Here is a 17,887-nt window from a genome sequence, read left to right on the forward strand (position 1 = left end):
GCTGCGCAGAGACTCAGCGCTCGGTGCGTCCTCGCCAACCAGATAGGCGACCAGCCGCCTGTCACCGCCCTCTTCGCGGACGATCACCGCCGCCTGGCGGACGCCATCGCAGCCCCGCAAGGCGGCGGCGATCTCGCCCAGCTCGATGCGGAAACCGCGCAGCTTGACCTGTTCGTCGTTGCGTCCCAGATAGTCCAGCGTGCCATCGTCGCGCCAACGCGCCAGATCGCCTGTGCGGTACATGCGCGCGCCAGCGACGTCTGCAAACGGGTCGGGCACGAAGCGCTCAGCGGTCAGTGCAGGGCGCCCCAGATAGCCGCGCGCCAGGCCGGCACCGGCCACATGCAGTTCGCCGGGCACCCCGATCGGCAGGCACTGGCCGTCGGCGCCGAGCACATAGGCGCGCAGATCCGGTAGCGGTGCGCCGATCGGGCTGCGGTCGGGACGCGCGACATCCTCTTCGGTCACCACATGCGCGGTCACATGCACCGTGGTCTCGGTGATGCCGTACATATTGAGCAGGGTGGTGCGCTGACCATGCTGGGCGAACCAAGGCGCCAGGCTAGCCGGCGACAAGGCTTCGCCGCCGAAGATCACCAGGCGCAGTGCGTGGTGCTCCGCGCTGTGGCGCTGGGCATCGAGCAAGGCCTGGAAGGCGCTCGGCGTCTGGTTGAGCACGCTGACGCGCTGCTCGCACAGCAGTGCGTGGAAGGCCGCTGGATCGCGGGCGATAGGCTGTGGCACCACGACCAAGCGGCCGCCGTGGGCCAGCGCACCCCATAGCTCCCACACCGAGAAGTCGAAGGCCGTGGAGTGGAACAGGGTCCAGACATCGTCCGGGCTCGGCGCGACCTGGGCGTGCGTTGCCTGCAGCAGGCGTACGACCTGGGCATGGGCCACCACCACGCCCTTGGGCGTGCCGGTGGAGCCAGAGGTGTAAATGACGTAGGCCGGATGCTGCGGCAGCAGATCGTTGCGCTGCGGAGCATGGGGTGGCTGGTGCGTCCAGCTGTTCGCATCGGCATCCAGCAGCACCGTGGCGATGGCGGGGTTGGCTGGCAGCGTGTCCGCCAACTTGCGATGGGCCAGCAGCACGCGCGGCTGTGCATCGTCGAGCATGAAGGCCAGCCGCTCTGGCGGATACGCCGGATCCAGTGGTAGATAGGCGGCGCCGGCCTTGAGCACGGCGAGGATCGCCACCACCAGGTCGTGGCTGCGGTGCAGGAACAACGCCACGCGGTCTTCCGGACCGATGCCGTGGGCGATCAGGTGATGGGCCAGCTGGTTGGCGCGGACATCGAGTTCGGAATAGGACAGTGCGCTATCCCCGTCGATCAAGGCGATTGCCTGCGGTGCATGCGCGACCTGTTGCTCGAACAACGTTGGCAGGCAGATTCGGTCGGCGAACACTACCTTGCTGCCGGACATGGCGCGTACCCTTGCACGATCCTCTTCGGGTAGCAGATCCAGGCCGCGCACCAGCGTGTCCGGCGCCTGTTCCAGCGCGTGGGTCAGTGCTTGCACGGTATGCACCAGCATCGCTGCCACACGTTCGGCGCCGATCTCCGCCGCGGCCTGTACGTCCAGTGCGAAGCCACCGTCCACGCCATGATCGTTGACCGACACCGTCAGCGGATAGTGCGTGCGCTCTTGCCCGCTGATGTGTTGCACCTGCTGCAAGGGATCCTGGGACGGTATGGCATCGTCATTCAGTTCCTTGCTTCCTCCGGCGTGCCGGTAGTTCAGCAGCGCGGACAGCAATGGCACAGAGGGATCCAGTGCGCTGCAGCGCTGCGCCAACGCCAGCGGGGCATGCTCGTGCGGCAGCAATCGCGCCAACGCCTGCTGCGTCCGCTGCAGCGCCTGTCGTACGCTGCCACGCGCCACGCTCAGGCGGATCGGCAAGGTGTTCAAGAACATGCCCAATACGCGGTCCACCCCGGCACTGCCGTGCATGCGACCGAACAGCATCGTGGCAAACACGACATCATCCCGGCCGCTGGTACGCGCGAGCACCAGCGCATAGGCCAGGTGAAACACGCTTGCAGCGGTCACGCCGTGACGACGCGCCTGTGCACGCAATGTCTGCGCAAGCGTCGTGGGCAGTGGGTGGTGCAGGAACTGCAGGCACGATGGCGTGCGGATCGGTGCCAGCACACCGAATGGAGCGGTCGGCGCGTCGATGTCGGCCAGCATCTCGCTGAAGAAGGCTTGGTGCGCCTGCATGCTAGCTTTGGCAGTGGCGTGCGCGACGAACTCGCGGAACGGGAGCGGGGGAGGCAACTGCGCCTGCTGTCCGTTCAGGTGCGCGCGTACTTCCTCGACCACGTGCGCCAACGTGGTGTGGTCCATGACCAGGTGATGGTGTTGCAGACCGAGCAGCCAGTGCCCGCTGGCCGCATCGTGGGCCAGATGGGCGTGGATCAATGGCGCCCGCTGCAGGCTGGGCACGGCAGTGGGACCGTCCAGCCAGCTCTGCAGTTGCGCAGCCGGGTCTGGCCCGTCGAACAGATGTCGCCGGCGTTCGAGCACGACGCGACGCCAGACCACCTGGACCGGTTGCGGCAGCGCCTTCCAGACGACGGCGGTGCGCAGGATGTCGTGGCGGGCGATGACCTGATCGAGCGCATCGAGAAAGGCGTCGAGCGCAGGGCGCGCTGGAAAACGCAATACCGATGCGTGCAGATACGGGTCGGCCTGCGCATCGTTTAGATGATGAAACAACAGGCCTTCCTGCAGCGGGGCCAGCGGGTAGATGTCTTGCACATTGGTCGCACCGCCGTCGACGCCGGCGATGATGCTATCGATGTCGGCTTGGCTCAGGTCGACCAGCGGCAATAGCTCGGGGGTGATGCGCGTACAGTCCAGGTCAATACGATTGGCCGGCACGGCAAGCGCGGTGGTCGCGTGCAGAGCGCTGGCCAGCGCCTCCAATGTCGGGGTACTGAAGAGGCGGCGTACGTCCAATTCCCAGCCAAGCCGGCGCAGGCGCTCGATCAGCTTGACGGCCAATAACGAGTGGCCACCCAGAGCGAAGAAGTTATCGTGGCGACCGACCTGTGGCAGGTCGAGCAGTTCGCACCACAGTGCGGCGACGATCTGTTCGAGTTCGCCCATGGGTGCGACATACGCAGCAGGGTCCAGTGTCTTGGGTTCGAGCATCCGGACCGCAGCACGATCGAGCTTGCCGTTGCGTGTCAATGGCAAGGCGTCCAGCGACACGTAGGCCGCGGGAAGCATATAGTCGGGCAGACGCCTGGCTAACTGAGCACGTACCAGTGCTGGCTCTTTGACGTCGCCAACGAGATACGCAATCAGCCGTTTGTCTGCGGTGCCATCAGCGATCACCACCGCCTCGCGCACGCCATCGCAGGCACGCAAGGCGGCCTCGATTTCGCCCGGCTCGATACGGAAACCGCGGATCTTGAGCTGGGTATCGTTGCGACCGAGGAACTCGAGCTGACCGTCGGCACGCCAACGCGCCAGATCGCCGGTGCGGTACATGCGTTGGCCGGCAGTCGCGGCGAACGGATCGGGGACGAAGCGCTCGGCGCTCAAGTCGGGACGGTGCAGATAGCCCTGTGCGAGTTGTGCGCCGGCGATATGCAGTTCACCAGTGACGCCGATGGGGGCCAAGTGCATGTGCTGGTCGAGGACATAGACGCAGCTGCCCGGCAAGGGACGGCCAATGGGAAGATGGCCGGTGTCATGGGCGACAGCCTGCACCGGGTGCACGAGGCTGAAGGTCGTGGCCTCGGTCGGGCCATAGCAATGCAAGAGCTGTTGTGGAGCCGCCTGTTCCAGGATCGTAGCAACAGCGCCGGCATCGACGCGGTCGCCGCCGGTGAGCAGGCAGCGCAACGATGGCAGCACGTCGCGCAAGCCCTGCCAGTAGCCAGGCAGCAGGCCTGCGGTCAGGTGCAGGATGCTGACGCCGGTGACGCTCAGGTGTTGGGCCAGGGCGATCGGATCGAGCAAGGTATCGCCGTCGACGACAACAATGGCTGCGCCATGCAGCAGGGTGGCCCAGACCTCGAAGGTGCTGGCATCGAAGGCAGGATTGGCGAGGAAGGCCACCTTGTCGTGCGCTTGCAAGGGTGCATGCGCGCCGTTGAGGGCGAACGCCAGCACGGCGGCATGCGAGACGGCCACGCCCTTGGGCTGGCCGCTGGAACCGGAGGTGTAGCTGACGTAGGCGATGCCGGTGGGCACTGCGCGAGGTAGCAGGGTCAGCGGCGTCGGTTCGTCGTCGAGGGACGACAGTTCCAGCTCCAGCTTCGGCGCCGCCTCGCTGTCCAGGTCGCAGTCAGCGCCGCACACCAACACCTTGGCACGACAGTCGCGCACCAGGCTGCGCAGACGCTGCGGAGGGTGGGATGGATCCAGGGCAACGTAGGCGGCCCCGCACAGCAACACCGCAATCTCGGCGACGATCAGCGCAGCAGAGCGCGGCAGCAGCAAGGCGACGCAGTCGCCGGGGGCGACGCCCATCGCCAGCAATCGTCGGGCCAGCTGCGTGGCTTGCGCGTGCAACTGTGCATAGCTGAGGGTTAGCGCACCGTCGATCACGGCGGTGGCGTGTGGATGTTGCTGGACCTTGGCCTGAAAGCACGCAGACAACGTGTGCTGCGGCACTGCTACGCAGGTGGACTCCGTCGCAGCACGCCCCAATAGCCAGGCGGCTTCGTCGTGCGGAAGTGCCGACAGCGCACACAGTGCAGAGTGCGCTGTCCGGTGCAATGCAGCGTCGAGTTGCTGCAGCGCTTGCAGCATGAAGTCGGTGACCCGTTCGACAGCGACACGCGGGTCCACCAGGACGTCGAGCGAGAAGCCAATGCCGTCGTCGTTGACCGAGACCGATACAGGATACGTGGTGCGTTCTTCGGCCTGGAGCACACGCACGCCCTGCCAGACGTCCGATGTCTCCGCGTCGCGACGGTGCGTTGACGGCTGCACCGCATGCCGGTAGTTGAGCAAGGCCGAGAACAATGGCAGCGGTGCCTGGATGGCGCTGCATTGGCGTACCGCGGTCAGCGCGACATGCTCGTGCCCAAGTAGCTCCGCCATGTCCGCATGGGTTTGATGAACGGCGTCGACGATCGACCTGGCGTCGATGCGGACCCGCAGTGGCAAGGTGTTGAGAAACATTCCCAGCGCACGATCGGTACCTTCGCCCCCCTGTAGGCGACCGAAGAGTACGGTGCCGAAGACCACGTCTGTGCGCCCACTGGCATGCGCCAGGCACAACGCGTAGGCCAGGTGGAACAGGGTGGAGACGCTCACGCCGAGTTGGCGCGCATGCGTGCGCAGCGACTGCGCGATCGTGGTCGGTACCGGTGCATGCCGGCGTGCCGGAACATCGTCGTTGGAGGATTGCAGCAAGCCGAACGGCATGGTCGGGTGATCGATATCGCCGAGCATGCGGGTGAAGAAGCTGCGATGTTCACTCGACGATGTCTGTTGCGCCTGCGCAATGAAGGTGCGGAATGGCAATGGCGTAGGCAAGTCCTGCCCCTGGCCGGACAGCTGCATGCCGATCTCTTCGATCAGCAAGGCCAGAGTCGTATGGTCCAGTACCAGGTGGTGCGCGACCACGCCGACCAGCCAGCGCCGTTGTGGCCCATCTTCGGCCAGATGCGCCTGTATCAATGGGGCTTGGGTCAGATCCAGCCGTCGATGTTGTGATCGAAGCCATGCCATCAGTTCCGCCGCCACGTCCGGACCCTTCAGAAGGTGACGGTGCAGCTGCAGGGGCGCGCGACGCCAGACCACTTGGACGGGTGTCGACAAGTGTTTCCACGCCACGCTCGTCCGCAGGATGTCATGGCGGGCCAGGGTTGCATCGAAGGCGGCAAGAAACGCAGATGCCTGCTGCTCGGTATCGAACGCCAGTAGTGTGGTGTTGATATAGGGATCGGCGTGTGGGTCGGCCACGTGGTGGAACAGAAGGCCTTCCTGCAGCGCGGCCAGTGGATAGATGTCCTGCACATTGGCGGCACCGCCAGCGACGGTCGCCACGATCGTGTCGACCTCGTCCTGGCTGAGTTGCACCAGCGGCAACAGCTCTGGCGTGATGCGCGTGCAGTCTGCAGGAATGCGATTGGGCGGCGGGCTGTCGGTGTCAATGGCGCTGGGCGTGAGCGTCGCGGCCAGATCGGCGAGGCTGGAGGTAGTGAACAGTGCTCGTACATCCAACTGCCAGCCTTGCTGGCGCAGGCGTTCGATCAGGCCGATCGCCAGTAGCGAGTGACCGCCCAAGGCAAAGAAGTTATCGTTGCGACCAATCCGCTCCACCGCGAGCACATCCTGCCAAAGCGTTGCCAGCAAGACTTCGCGCTCGCCTTCCGGGACGACATAGGGCTGGATCGCCAGCGCATCGAGGTCAGGCGCAGGCAAGGCAGTCCGGTCCAGCTTGCCATTGGTCGTGAGCGGCAGCGTTTCGAGCTGTACGTAGGCAGATGGCAGCATATGCGCGGGTAGACGCGCCGACAGCGTGGTGCGTAGGTGCTCTCTAGCGGGTGCGTGCTCGCCGACCACGTAGGCCACCAGACGGGGGGCGCCGACGCTATCCTCGCGCAACAGTACAGCCGCATCTGCGACGCCCGCGCAGCGACGCAGGACGGCGGCGATTTCACCCAGCTCGATCCGCATACCGCGCAGCTTGATCTGGTCGTCGTTGCGACCGAGATAGTCCAGCGTGCCATCGGCACGCCAGCAGGCGATATCGCCGCTGCGGTACATGCGTTGGCCGGGCTGGTCGGCAAACGGATCGGGGACGAAGCGTTCGGCGGTCAGGGCCGGGCGACCGAGATAGCCGCGCGCCAGCTGCGGTCCGGCAATATGTAGCTGACCGGCGACGCCAATCGGAGCCGGCTGACCGCAGGTGTCGAGGACGTACACGCGTAGATGCGCGATCGGTCGGCCGATCGGCACATGGCCATTCGGTGACTGCGCATCGTTTGCGTTGGCTTCATGCACGACGCAGCCGACGACGGCTTCGGTCGGGCCATATTCGTTGATCAACCGCGTGCGCGGTGCCAGCGCTTGCCAACGCGCCAGAGTGGCGGCCGACAGCGCCTCGCCGCCAATCACCATCACCGCTGGGCGCAACGGTGCGGTGTGGTGGGCCAACTGTTGCCCAAGCGCTTCCAGATGTGCAGGAGTGAGCTTGACCAGACCGAGCGGGACTGGATCGCACAGTCGTTGACGCAAAGCATCGAGCGTGCCGTGTTCCGGCAACAGTTCGACGCGAGCGCCGCACAGCAAAGGAGCTAGCAGGCTGGTCAAGGTCGCATCGAAGGCCAACGGTGAGGAGACGACAGCACTGGGCTGCGGCCGATAGGTCTGGATGGCCCATTGCAGGTAGTGTGTGGCACCTGCATGCGTGAGCAACGTGCCTTTGGGTTGGCCGGTGGAGCCGGAGGTGTAGATGATGTAGGCCAGGTGTTCGGCGCACAGATCGGGAATCTCTGGTGCGCCTGGATCCTGCGGCACAGCGCCCACGTCCAGCGCCAGCTCGGCATCGAGATCCACTATGGCGACCTCAGACAGACCCTTCATGTTTCGCAGTTGCGACACCATATCGCTGCATGCCAGCAACACACGCGGTTGGCTATCTTCCAGCAGGAATGCCAAACGCTCGCCGGGCAGTTCTGGATCCAGTGGCACGTAAGCGGCGCCGGCCTTGAGTGCGGCCATCAGGCCGATGACCTGGGCGATGCCGCGCGGCAAACACAGCGCGACGCGACTCTCCAGACCCACGCCCAGGCTGCGTAGCCGATGCGCCAGTCGATTGGCATGTGCGTCCAGCTCGGCGTAACCCAACGCGACCTGTCCCTCGACCAGGGCGATGGCGTCGGGTGTCCGACGCACCTGGTCTTCGAACAAGTGATGGATACACGCCGCGGCCGCAAGCGCTGTTGTCTCGGTGACCGCGAACTGTTGCACTTGCTTGCGTTCGTCGCCGGGAAGTATCGATAGGTGCGTGATGCCGACCTGCGGATCGGCTGCCATGCTGGACAGGAGTTGGACGAACTGCTTTCGCTGGCGATCGATCGTGCTGCGATCGAATAATGCAGTGGCGTAGACCAGACTGCCGACGATGCAGTCGCCCGCCTTGCGCAACGATAATTCCAGGTCGAACTTGGCGCTCACATGCTGCGCGCCGAAGCCTTCCAGCTCCAGTCCCGGTAGCTCCAACGGCGCGGGTTCGCCGTCCTGCCAGCTCAGGGAGACCTGAAACAGCGGGTGGCACGAGAGATCGCGCGCCGGGTTCAGGGACTCGACCAACTGTTCGAACGGGAGGTCTTGGTGCGCCTGGGCGGCCACGGCGGTGGCTCGTACCTGAGCTAACAGCTCTGCCACAGTACGGTTGCCGGAGAGATCGACCTGCAGTGCCTGGGTATTGGCGAAGAAACCGACCACCGGCTCGAACTCGCTACGATGCCGATTGGCGATGGGGCTGCCGATCACCACGCGCTCCTGGCCGGACAGCCGCGAAAGTAGCGCAGCCCAGCCGGCCAACAGCGTTACGTAGAGGGTGACGCCATGGCGCTTGCTCAGTTCCGCCAATGCAGCGGTCAGTGCGGCATCCAGCACGATCTGCACGTGGTCGCCGCGGTGGTCCGGCAAGGCCGGACGGACACGGTCGCTTGGCAGGGCAAGCTGCGCCGGGGCGGCGTACAGATGGCTGCGCCAAAACTCCAGGTGTTGCTGCAAGCCCGATGTCTCTGCCTGTTGCCGCTGCCATAGGACGAGATCGGCATACTGGTGCTGCAGCACCGGCAACGGGTTGTCCAGACCATCGACGAACGCGCGGTAGAGCGTTGCCATCTCCTGCATGAGCAGTTGCATGGACCAGCCATCGGACACGATGTGGTGCATGCTCAACAGCAGGACATGGTCGTGCTCGGCCAGGCGCAGCAGACGCGCGCGGATCAGCGGGCCGCCGGCCAGGTCGAAGGGCGTGGTGGCTTCCTGCAAGGCATGCTGCTGCGCCTGCGTCTGTGCCTCCTCCGCGTGCTGCGACAGATCGAAGAACAGCATAGAAAATCCCTCTCCATCTGCATCGATCACCTGCTCGGCCCGGCCATCGACCGTCACGATGCGCGTACGCAATGCTTCGTGCCGGGCGACCAGGGCGTGCAGGGTCCGTTGCAGCAGCGGGACCTGCAAGCGACCGCGCAGGCGAACGCCGGTTGGGATGAGATAGCTGGCAGCGCTGGCAGGATCCAGCTGCGCCAGCATCCACAAGCGCTGCTGGGCGAACGACAGCGGCACCGCTTGACCTGGGCTGCGACGTGGAATTGCATCGCCGTCGCGACAGTTCGCATCGGCATCATCGAGCAGCGCCCACAGACGTTCGAGTTCGTCGGTCTCCAATGTGTCCAGGGTGGAGGGCAGGGATGGGGTCGACGACATGGCGGATCAGGCCTCGTTTCTGGCTTGGTCGAGCAAGCGCGTGGCCGTGTCCCCGGCGTGCCGTTCCAGCCGGCTGACGAGGATCTGGCGCGCGAGCGCATGCAATTGCGGGTGGGCGAACAGACGGTCCAGCGGAAGATCGGCATGCATTCGGGTGCGCACCCGCGATGCCAGCTGCATCGCCAGCAGCGAATGCCCGCCGATCTCGAAGAAGTTGTCGTGGCGACCAACGCGTTCGACACCTAGCAATTCGCTCCACACTGCGGCCAGGCGTTCCTCCACTGGCCCTTGCGGTGCCTCGTAGGCGCGTACGCCGAAGGCCGCGTCGTCCGGTGCCGGCAACGCGCGCCGATCCAACTTGCCGTTCGGTGTCAGCGGTAGCGTGTCCAGCGCGACATAGGCCACTGGCCGCATTGGCTCGGGCAATTGCGCGGCAGCATGCAGGCGCAGGGCTGCGAGATCGGCCCGACCGGTCACATAGGCAATCAGGCGAATGCTCGCCGGTGGCGTCGCCTGAGCGACCACGACGACCTCGCCTACGTTCGGGCAGCCGCGCAATACCGCTTCGATCTCGCCGGGTTCGATGCGCACACCGCGGATCTTGACCTGCTGGTCGTTGCGACCGACGAAGTCCAGTGTGCGCGCCGAGTTCCAACGAACCAGGTCGCCGCTGCGATACATACGCTCGCCTGGTTGCGCCGCGAACGGATCCGGCACGAAGCGCTCGGCCGTCAGCTCTGGGCGGCCCAGGTAGCCACGCGCCAGGCTGGCGCCGGCCAGACACAACTCGCCGACCGCACCCAGCGGGACCGGCTGACCCCAGCGATCCAGCACATAGGCACGCACGCCCACGATGGGACCGCCGATGTCCGGCAAGCTGTCGCCGGCCTCGAGCCTGCCCGAGGTCGCGACCACCGCGTTCTCGGTCGGACCATAATTGTTGACCAGTTCGAACGGCAACGTTTGCCGGACCGGGCCAAGCCGATCCCCACCAGTCAACAGCAGGCGCAAGCCAGTCGGCCAGCGTTCCTGCTGCAACGCCAGTTCGGCGAGCGGCGTCGGCAGGAAGCCGACCTGCACGTGTTGCTGCTGCCACCAGGCGAGCAGCGCCGCTGGATCTATGGAGACGTCGGCTGGTGCCAGCTGCACGCAGGCACCGTGACACAGGGCAGGCCAGAGTTCCCAGGCGGCGGCGTCGAAGGACAGACCGGCGACGGCCGTGCAGTGCTCGCCGGCTTGCAGGTCGAAGCGTTGACCATGCCAGCGGACCAAGTTGTCCAGCTGCCGATGCTCGACCATGACGCCCTTGGGGCGGCCGCTCGAACCCGATGTGTAGATCACATAGGCCAATGCGTCGCTTGCCACGCGGGTCGTGACGGAAGCTAGCGGCGCGCCCTCAGCGCTTGCTTGCCAGGAATCGAGCGCAAGTACGCGGGCGGTCCGCAGTGCGCGACAGCTCGGCAATTGTCCTTCCAGGTCGCTGCTGGAGAGAACGACCCGTGGTCGGCAGTCATCCAGCAGGTAGGCCAAGCGCTCAGGCGGATAGGCGGGATCCAGTGGCACGTAAGCAGCGCCGGCTTTCAGCGTTGCCAGCCAGGCGACCACCATCGCCGTGCTGCGGGCGAGGTAGATCGCGACCCGCGCTTCCGGCCCGACGCCCAAGGACTGCAGCTGTCGCGCCAGCCGCTCGGCTTCCGCATCCAGTTGCTGATACGTCAGCGTCTGCTGACCTTGCCGCAGTGCGATGGCATCCGGGGTGCGTTGTGCCTGCGCTTGCACCACGGTATGGATGCAGCGTGCTGGGGTGCCCGTCGCGGCCCCGGTCCCGGTCCCGGTCACCATCGCCTCGCGTTCGTCTGCAGGCAGGAGGGAGAGGGTGTGCAAGGGCGTCTGCGGGCGCTGCTCCGCGGCCTCTACCAGCTGCAGCAAGGCGTGTTGCATCAATGCGAGGACGCGCTCGGCCGAGACGCTGCGATCGAGATTCACGTCCAACGTAAAGCCGTCGCCGTGATCGTCGATCGAAAGTGTCAGCGGATAGTTGTTGACATCGCGTTTGCCGAGCGTCCGTGCACCCTCCCAGACGCGATCGCTAGCGGGCGAGGAGGACGCGACCTTGCCGCCCGCGCTGTAGCGGTAATTCATCAACGCGCAAAACAGTGGCTGCGCGGCACCGAGCCCGCTGCAGCGCTGGGCCAGGGCCAACGGTGCGTGCTCGTGCCGTGCCAGTTCAGCCAGACGCTCGTGCGTCTGTAACAGCGCTTGCTCCACTGGCCTACGGTCGCGGCGCAACCGCAGGGGCAAGGTATTGAGGAACATGCCCAGCGCACGATCCGCGCCCGCGCCGCCGTTCATCCGACCGAAGAGCACTGTGCCGAACACCACATCGTCCTGGTTGCTGGCGCTGGATAGCACCAACGCGTAAGCGAGATGGAAGAATGCCGCAGGACTGAAGCCGAGCCGTCGTGCTTGCCGGCGGATCGCCGCGGCCAGCGGGGTCGGCAGTGCTTGTTGCACATCGCGCAGACGCGACCCGTCGCCATGGATATCGGTCAGGCCAAAGGGAGCGGTGGTGCGTTCGACATCACCCAGCATCTGGGCGAAAAAGCGCTCGTGTTCGGCCTCCGCGATCCCATTGGCGACCTCGAAGACGAAGTTGCGGAATGGCAAGGGCGCTGGCAGGGAATCGGTCTGTTCGCTGAGATAGGCTTCGATTTCCTGCAAGGCGATGTGCAGCGTGGTGTGGTCCAGCACCAGGTGGTGATAGGCCAGGTTCAATAGCCAGCGCGACTGCGTTGGGTCGTGGGCGATATGCGCCTGCAGCAGCGGTGCCCGTTGCAGATCGATGCGGTAGTGCTTGGATGCCAGGACAGCCTGCAACAACGCCCCAGCATCGGCATCGGCAGTGATGTCCAGCGCATGCGTGTGCCGCCAGACCGATGCGCTTCGCCAGACCACCTGGACCGGTTGCGGCAATTGGGCCCACGCAAAACCGGTGCGCAGGATGTCGTGGCGCGCAACCACCCAGTCGAGCGCATCCAGGAAGCGGTCCAGCTGCTGGCGCGTATCAAATGCGAGCAGGCTCGTCTGCAGATAGGCATCTGCTGTGGCACTGGATAGATGGTGGAACAGCATCCCTGCCTGCAACGGCGCAAGCGGATAGATGTCCTGCACATTGGCATCACCACCGTCCACCAGGGCGCTGATGCTGTCGATGTCGGCCTGGCTCAGCGCGATCAGCGGTAATAGCTCGGGCGTGATGCGAGTGCAGTCGGCGGGGATGCGATTGGGCGGCACCGCGACCTGCTTGGCTTGCAGCGCGGCCGCCATCTCCCGCAGTTGCGGATGCGTAAACAAGGCGCGGATGTCCAATGCCAAGGCATGCCGGCGCAGGCGCTCGACCAGACCGATCGCCAACAGCGAGTGTCCACCCAGGGCGAAAAAATTGTCGTGGCGGCCGACGCGCGCAATCCCGAGCAACTCGCACCAGATCGAGGCCAACAGGAGTTCGTATGCTCCCTCAGGTGCGACATAGGCGTGCATGACTAGCGCATCGGCGGCCGGCGACGGCAGCGCACGGCGATCCAGCTTGCCGTTGGCCGTCAGCGGCAGCGCGTCCAGCTGCACATAGGCGGACGGCACCATGTACTCGGGCAGACGTGTGGCCAATGCGCTGCGCAGAGACTCAGCGCTCGGTGCGTCCTCGCCAACCAGATAGGCGACCAGCCGCCTGTCACCGCCCTCTTCGCGGACGATCACCGCCGCCTGGCGGACGCCATCGCAGCCCCGCAAGGCGGCGGCGATCTCGCCCAGCTCGATGCGGAAGCCGCGCAGCTTGACCTGTTCGTCGTTGCGTCCCAGATAGTCCAGCGTGCCATCGTCGCGCCAACGCGCCAGATCGCCTGTGCGGTACATGCGCGCGCCAGCGACGTCTGCAAACGGGTCGGGTACGAAGCGCTCGGCGGTCAGGCCAGGACGGCCCAAGTACCCACGCGCAAGCTGCACGCCTGCGATCCATAGCTCGCCGGCCACCCCGATCGGAACCAACTGACCACGCGGATCGCAGACATGCAGACGGGTATTGGCGATCGGCCGGCCGATCGGCACGCTGTGGATATCTGTTTCACTGCATTCCCACACGCTGACATCGACGGCCGCTTCGGTGGGGCCGTAGAGGTTGTACAAGCGCGCCTGCGGGAAGCGTTTCCGTGCATGCTGCGCCAGATCCGCCGGCAGTGCCTCGCCGCTGCAGACGATGCGACGCAGGCTGAGGCAGGCGGCTTCTGGCATGGCATCGAGGAAGACCCGTAGCATCGACGGCACGAAGTGCACGGTGTCGATCTTGGCCTGTTCGATCACCGTGCACAGGTAGCCAGGATCCTTGTGCCCGCCAGGCTGGGCGAGCACCAAGCATGCACCCACGCGGAGCGGCCAAAACAGTTCCCACACCGAGACATCGAAGCCAATCGGCGTCTTTTGCAGAACGCGGCAATCTGCGTCCAATGGCATGGCTTGTTGCATCCATTGCAACCGGTTGTCGATGGCCGCATGCGTGTTGATCACGCCCTTTGGTGTGCCGGTGGAGCCGGAGGTGTAAATGACGTAGGCCGGATGATGCGGGTGCAGGGTCCGGATCTCGGGTGGCTGCGTCGGCGCGCACGCCCACGATGCAGCGTCCTGATCCAGTAACACGGTCTGCAGGTCGACCTGTAGTGATAGCAAGGCGCTAGCGTCACTTTGGGCAAGCAGGACGCGCGGTTGCGCGTCGGTCAGCATCACCTTTATACGTGCCGCCGGGACATCGGTATCTAGCGGCAGGTAGGCGGCGCCAGCCTTGAGCACGGCCAGCAAAGCCACGACCAGGTCGATGCTGCGTGGCAGGCAGACGGCGACGCGGTCTTCCGGCAGCACGCCGAGAGCGATCAGATGGTGGGCGAGCTGGTTGGCGCTGGTGTTGAGCTCGGTGTAGCTGAGTTCGCTGTAGTCATGGCATACCGCGATGGCATCTGGTGTGCGGCATGCCTGTGCTTCGATGGCCCGATGCAGGGTCCCGCTGCCTCCGAGATCGCTCTCGGTGGCGTTGAAGCGTTGCAGCTCGGCGCGCCCGGCTGCAGGCAACAAAGGCAACCATCGGACATGCATGCAGTCGTTCGCAACCATGCTGTGCAGGAGCGTGACGAACTGGGCCAGGTGGCGCTCGATGGTACGGCGCTCGAACAATGCGGTGGCGTAGCCGAGGTTGCCGACAATGACGCCATCCTGCTCGCGCAGCGTCAGCTGCAGATCGAACTTGATCGACGTCTCGGGCACGATCACCGGCTGCACGTCGAGCCCAGGCAACGCTGGGGTATCCGTTGGGGTGTTCTGCCAGGCGAACATGGCCTGGAAGATTGGATGGTGGCTCAGGCGACGGACAGGATTGAGCGCTTCGATCAGCTGTTCGAACGGTAGGTCCTGGTGGTCCTGAGCCGCCAACGCGGTGGCTTTGACCTGGGCCAGCAGGTCGGCCACCGAGGGGGCGCCGCGTAGATCGATGTGCAGCGCCTGGGTGTTGACGAACAGGCCGATCAGCGGCTCCAGCTCGCTGCGGTTACGGTTGGCGATGGGAGTACCGATGACGACCTGTGCCTGACCCGCCAGCCGCGCCAATAGCACGCCCCAGGCGGCTAGCAGCGTCATGAACAATGTCGTGCCATGGCGGTGGCCCAGCGACGTCAGCGCCGCGGTCAGCGCGGCATCCAGCACCAGCGCGCAGTTGTCGCCGCAGTAGCTCTGCTGCGCAGGGCGCGGATGGTCGGTGGGCAGTTCCAGTGCGGTCGGCGCGTCGTGCAGGTGTTGCAGCCAGAAGTCGCGCTGGTGCTGCAGCCGCTCGCCCTCGAGCCAGCGGCGTTGCCAAACCGCGATGTCCGCGTATTGCAGCGGCAACGGCGGTAGTGGGTCGGGTTGGTCGTGCACGAAGGCGCTATAGAGTGCGCTCAGTTCGCGCACCAACACGTCCATCGACCAACCGTCGGACACCAGGTGGTGCAGCGTGAGCAACAGCACATGATCGTCGTCGGCCAGGCACAGCAGACGGCCGCGCACGAGCGTGCGATGCGTGTTATCGAACGGTGTGGTCGCTTCCTGCTCCGCGTGATGCTGGATCTCGGCGAGTGGTGCTGCCTGCTGCGAGAGATCGATATCGATCAAGGGAAACCCGCTATCGACGCCTGCGATCTCCTGCACGGCCTTGCCATCGACGATGTCGATGCGTGTGCGCAGTGACTCATGGCGCGCGACCAGTCGATCGAGTGCGGCATGCAGGGCCTGGACGTGCAGCCTGCCTTGCAGCCGGACGCGCAGGGGCATCAGATAGGCGAGCTGTGCCTGCGGGTCGAGCTGGGCGACGAACCACAACCGCTGTTGGGCGAAGGACAACGGCAACGGCATGTCGCGCGGCGCCGGGACGATCGCCGGCAGCGCCTGGTCAGCCGCATCCGCCACTGCGAGCGCCATCGCGTGCAGATGCGGTTCCGCGAATACGCTCGCCAGTGGCAGCTCCAGACCGAGCACGCTGCGGATGCGCGAAATCAACCGGACCGCCAGCAGCGAGTGACCGCCGACGGCGAAGAAGTTGTCGTACCGGCCGATCTGCGGTACGTCCAGCAGCTCGCACCATAATGTGGCCAGCAGGGTTTCCAGTTCGCCGTCGGGCTCCACGTAGGCTTGGCTGGTCAGCGCATCGACGTCAGGTCTCGGCAGTGCAGCGCGATCGAGCTTGCCGTTGGGCGTCAACGGCAAGACGTCCAGCGGCACATAGGCCGCCGGCAGCATGTAGTCGGGCAGGCGCGTAGAGAGCTGGGCGGGCAGCGTGGAGAGGTCGGCAACGTCGCCGATGAGGTAGGCGATCAAGCGCTTGTCTTCGGCCCCATCAGCGATCACCACTGCATCGTGCACCCCGTCGCAGGCGCGCAAGGCCGCCTCGACTTCGCCCGGCTCGATACGGAAGCCGCGGATCTTGACCTGAGTGTCGTTGCGGCCGACGAAGTCTAGCTGGCCGTCGGCGCGCCAACGTGCAAGATCGCCGGTGCGGTACATGCGCTCGCCGGCAGTCGCGGCGAACGGATCGGGGACGAAGCGTTCGGCACTCAGATCCGGGCGATGCAGATAGCCCTGCGCGAGTTGCGCACCTGCGATATACAGTTCGCCGGTGACGCCGATGGGGAGCGGCTGGCCCTGACCATCGAGAACGTACAGCCGTGTATTGATCAACGGTCGACCGATCGGCAGCCGTTGGCCTGGCACCGGCGCACTGTCGATCACCACTCCGGTGACGAACTGGGTGCTCTCGGTCGGACCATAGGTCTGCAGCACACGGACCTGGCCACCGACGTCCAGCACCTGCGTGATGGCATTGGCATCGGCGACATCGCCACCGGTCAGCAACAACCGCAGTGTGCTCAATGGGGTGGCGATCAGCGGTGCGTAGGCGCGCAGGACGCCAGCGACCAGGATCAGGACCGATAGCCGTTCGCGCGTCAGCAGTGCGCCCAGCGCTTGCGGATCGCGCATCACCGGAGCCGGCACGACCACCACGCTGGCACCGTTGAGCAGGCTGCCCCAGACCTCGAGCGTGGCCGAGTCGAAGGCCGGGTTGGAAGCGAAGGCCACGCGGTCGTCGGTGCGCAGCCTTGCCGGGCCGTCCTGCAGCACCAGGTTGCACACCGCTGCATGCGACACCGTCACGCCCTTCGGCATGCCGGTGGAACCGGAGGTGTACATCACATAGGCGGTGGCCGCTGCTGGTACCGCGATGGCGGGCGCCGTCGTCGCGTTGCTATCGACCTCGATAGCGTCGTCGTCGGTCACTGCCAGGCATGCCACCGCCGGCGGTGCGAGTACGCCATCGCGGTCCTGGATCACGATGGCGATGCCTGCTTGGGCAATCAGCGTACGCAGACGCGCTGGTGGTTGGTCACTGTCCAGCGGCACGTAGGCAGCGCCACATTTGAGCACTGCCAGCTGCGCGACGATCAACGCACCCGAGCGTGGCAGGGCAATGGCCACGCGCCCGCCTGCAGGCAGGCCCAAGGCAAGCAGACGGTGCGCCAGTCGGTTGGCTTGCGCGTCAAGCGTCGCATAGCTCAAACGCTGCTGATCTGTCACCACCGCAATGGCCTGCGGGGTGGATCTTGCCTGTGCCTCGAATAGCCGGTGCAGCGGCAGTGCGGGCAGCGCCGCGCGCGTACCGGTGCCGAACCTGGTCAATACCTGCTGGCGTTGCACAGGATCCAGCCAGGGCAGGTGTCTCACCGGCATCTGGTCGTGCGCGCTCATCGCGCGCAGCAACATCAGCAGGCCGGTGAGGAAACGCTCGACGCTAGTACGATCGAACAGGGCCGTGGCGTAAACCAGTCGGCCGACGATGACGCCGTTGTGCTCCTGCAGCACCAGATCGAGGTCGAACTTGAGCGGGGTCGATGGCTGCGGC

The 17,887-nt window shown here is 65.6% G+C and carries 2 protein-coding genes; both read right to left on the reverse strand.

The genetic code is table 11. The features are described 5' to 3' along the window. On the reverse strand, positions 1-9,420 hold a 9,420-nt coding region (locus CKY51_RS17650), incomplete at its 3' end, for a non-ribosomal peptide synthetase (protein WP_152249575.1). 6 nt (positions 9,421-9,426) lie between these two features. Then, complete coding sequence (locus CKY51_RS17655) at positions 9,427-17,847, reverse strand: non-ribosomal peptide synthetase (protein WP_211904909.1); 8,421 nt, start codon at positions 17,845-17,847, stop codon at positions 9,427-9,429. Between the last annotated feature and the right edge of the window lie 40 nt (positions 17,848-17,887).

This window comes from Xanthomonas maliensis, from assembly GCF_009192945.1.
GTDB classification, from domain to species: Bacteria; Pseudomonadota; Gammaproteobacteria; order Xanthomonadales; family Xanthomonadaceae; genus Xanthomonas; species Xanthomonas maliensis.